The sequence below is a fragment of the Pseudolysinimonas sp. genome, from assembly GCF_031389465.1.
Lineage (GTDB): Bacteria > Actinomycetota > Actinomycetes > Actinomycetales > Microbacteriaceae > Pseudolysinimonas_A.
On sequence record NZ_JANMSQ010000232.1, the window covers coordinates 1 to 2,301 of the forward strand.

The window sequence follows — 2,301 nt, forward strand, 5'->3', positions numbered from 1 at the left end:
GGGGAGCGCCTCGCCCGCGTCCAGGTGGCGGGAGTCGGGGTCATCGCGGTCGGGATCGGGGTCCTCGCGGTCCTCCGCGCCTGACCGCGCGTTTCTCCGTCGGCCCATCGCTCGGCCCATCGCTCGGCCCCTCGGAGGCTACACTCCCGGCCGTGACAATTCCGCAAACGCGCCTGCATCACTGCTCAGATGGACCATCGCGCGTCGGTGATTGGCGCGTCAGCCCCCCACTTTCACGCCGGCGACCGCGCAGGCGACCAAGCGAAAGGGCGCCGGCCAGGACCATTCGGGGTGGCCTAGCGTCGTCTTGACCTGGGATTGACGTCTGATTGGTCGTATGTCGTTGGAGCGTCCTCATCGGCAAGGTTGACAGTAGGACTACGATCACCGTGGTCGGCCGCAACAAAGGAGGCAGCGATGAGAAGGATCGCGTCTATCGGCTCGATCGCTGGAGCGGCCATGCTCCTCTTGGCATCGTCAAGTCTGGTCGTCCAGGGTGTCACCGACGAGCTCAATCCCGACGCTGCGTGGTATGCGAGCCGATACGGCGTCAGCGACGTCGAGGCAGGGCGACGGCTCGGTCTCCAAGCCGTCGCTGGCGAGCTCGACGCCAAACTCACTGCTCTCGATGTCGATTGGTACGGTGGCCTCTGGCTCGAGCACGAACCCGACTTCAAGGTCGTCGTCTTCACGACCCGCGGCACATCGGGTCCCATAAGAGATGAGGCGCGCGAACTGGGCCTCGAGGGACTCGTCGAAGTGCGAGCCGTGGCCTTTTCGTACGCCGATCTTGAGGCCGAGTCCGAGAAGCTCCGAGGCCTCGCCTTGGAAAGCGACTCACTCGTGTCGATAGATGTCCCGGCAAACAAGGTCTTGGTGTTGACTGCGTCACCACACGAGTTTGCTCGCCTCGCCGAGATCCGTGGGGTGAGGCTGTCGCCAGCGGTGACTATCCGGGAGTCGAACCGTCAAGTCGTTCTTAGCACAAACATCTATGCAGGTCTGACCCTGTACTCAGGTGGCATCCCGGAATGCACGAGCGGCTACTCGATCCGCAAGAACAGTACGGGGGAGCTAGGCATTACGACGGCATCCCACTGCAAGAACGCGCTGACGTTCGGAGCCGTCAACCTGACCTTCAGAGAGTCCGCCCAATGGGGATCCTATGACTCGCAGTGGCATACGGTAGGCTCCCATACCGTCCGGAATTGGGCGACCGATGGAATCCCGGGCGGCTCAACGCCTGGCTATCGGATCATCACCTCGAAGACCACAAGGGCAAACCAGGCGTTGAACGCCGTCGCGTGCCGCTACGGATTCGCGAGTCTCTACGCGTGTGGAAACCTGATCTCGAAGACGGTCCTGTGCGAGCTTCTTCCGAGTCCTAACAGCACTTGTATGTGGCTCTCGAATGGCAGCACTGACGACCTTGCGAGTCCAGGAGACAGCGGCGGCCCAGTATACAGCGGTGGCTCGGCTTGGGGGATCATACACGCGTGCTTGTCTTTCTTCGAAGATGGTTGTCTCAATCCGTCGCTGAATCATGATCTGATCTACATTGCCGAGAACTACGTCGAAGCGGCTCACGGACTAACGATTCTCACCTCCGCCCCGTAGTGCGATCAGCAATGCTGCGAGGCAAGTTGCATTGCGTCGCCTACCTATTGCTTGTGTTGACCGGCTGCCGCGCACCGGATGCGGTCTTCTTTCCGCAGCATGTCGCTGGTAACCAGGTGTTTCTAGCGCTGCATACGGCTCAACTCATCGAAGCTGACGGCTGCCTATGGCTCAGAACTGACACCTCGATGCACCTCGCGATCTGGCCCAATACCGTGGCGCCAAGATGGAACGGTTCGAACTGGGAGGTTCTCGACTCGACCGGCCGCGTTCTCGCCGTCACGGGCCGGACCGTTGTTGTGGTCGGCGGTGAACTGCCTCGAGCCGACGACGAGCAAGTTCCACGAGGTGTCACCGATCTTGTGAAGGTCCCCATCCCCGAGCGATGTGCCGCAAACGACTTCTGGAAGGTTGAGGGCATTCGCGCCAACTGACGGCCGCGATCAACGAGGAGTCATAACCAAGCTCCGGATCGCGGCAGTCCAGAGTCTCCACCAGAGTCAGTACGGTTCAAGAGCCTGAGTGATGGCGCGTCCAGCGAGCGTGAGGGGACCCACGAAAAGGCCTACTGCTAGCGCTGCGACTGCGCTGACGCCGATGCCGGCGAGCCCATTGGCTTGGGCCCACCCGACCACGTCGGGCGCCATCTCCGTGATGGCGAGTCCCGTCGCCACGAGACCGACC

3 protein-coding genes are annotated in these 2,301 nt (G+C 62.0%); 2 read left to right on the forward strand and 1 reads right to left on the reverse strand.

Annotated features, from left to right (window positions below; genetic code table 11):
• The first annotated feature begins 417 nt into the window (after positions 1–417).
• Both RMO30_RS09315 and RMO30_RS09320 read left to right on the forward strand, forming a co-directional pair.
• Positions 418–1,617 (forward strand): hypothetical protein, encoded by a 1,200-nt coding sequence (locus tag RMO30_RS09315; RefSeq protein WP_309712390.1) that lies wholly within the window; start codon positions 418–420, stop codon positions 1,615–1,617.
• Positions 1,618–1,628: 11 nt separating this feature from the next.
• Positions 1,629–2,051, forward strand: coding sequence for a hypothetical protein (locus RMO30_RS09320; protein WP_309712393.1), 423 nt, complete (start codon positions 1,629–1,631; stop codon positions 2,049–2,051).
• 66 nt (positions 2,052–2,117) lie between these two features.
• Here RMO30_RS09320 and RMO30_RS09325 read toward each other — a convergent pair.
• Positions 2,118–2,301: hypothetical protein (locus RMO30_RS09325; RefSeq protein ID WP_309712396.1), on the reverse strand; the 184-nt coding region annotated here is incomplete at its 5' end.